We start from the raw sequence: 622 nt of genomic DNA, 5'->3' as shown, positions 1-622 counted from the left end.
AACGGATATGTACTCAACCCTCAGGACTTCAGCGCCTTCTTAGGATAAATGTCATACCGACTGGATTTCCCATCCAACGCATGACTCGGCTTCACCCCCTCAATACAAGGCGCCTTACGCGGCCGCTTGACCACCACCCGATGACTGGCCAAAGCCAACGCCGCCGCCAACAACGCCGGCGCATCCGGATCATCCCCCACCAGCGGCCGAAACAACCTCATCTCCTTCTTCACCAACGCCGTCTTCTCCCGATGCGGAAACATCGGATCCAGATAAATCACCTGAGGCGGCTCCCCCTCCCAATCGCGCATCACCTCAATGGAGTTGCCCTTGAGCAACCTCATCCGCGCCACAATCGGCGCCACCTCAAAATCCTCTGCACCTCGCGCCAAGCCATCTTCCAGCAACGCCCCAATCAACGGCTGGCGTTCAATCAGGCTCATCTCGCAACCCAGGCTGGCCAACACAAATGCATCCTTTCCCAACCCAGCGGTAGCATCCAGCACCCTGGGCCGCACGCCCTGTGCCACACCCACCGCCTTGGCAATCATTTGCCCGCTGCCGCCGCCATACAGACGCCGGTGCGCCTGGCCTTTGTGGCGGGTGGGGCTGCGCACCGGCG

Annotated in this window: 1 protein-coding gene; it reads right to left on the bottom strand. The window is 60.9% G+C overall.

The genetic code is table 11. From position 1 onward, the window contains the following. Positions 1-20: 20 nt before the first annotated feature. Positions 21-622: class I SAM-dependent methyltransferase (locus tag HX786_RS31060; protein WP_178913052.1), on the bottom strand; the 602-nt coding region annotated here is incomplete at its 5' end.

It is taken from the genome of Pseudomonas sp. 21615526, from assembly GCF_013386245.1.
Classification (GTDB): domain Bacteria; phylum Pseudomonadota; class Gammaproteobacteria; order Pseudomonadales; family Pseudomonadaceae; genus Aquipseudomonas.
Note: the sequence above shows the minus strand (reverse complement) of the source record. Positions and strands in the feature narration are given on the sequence as shown.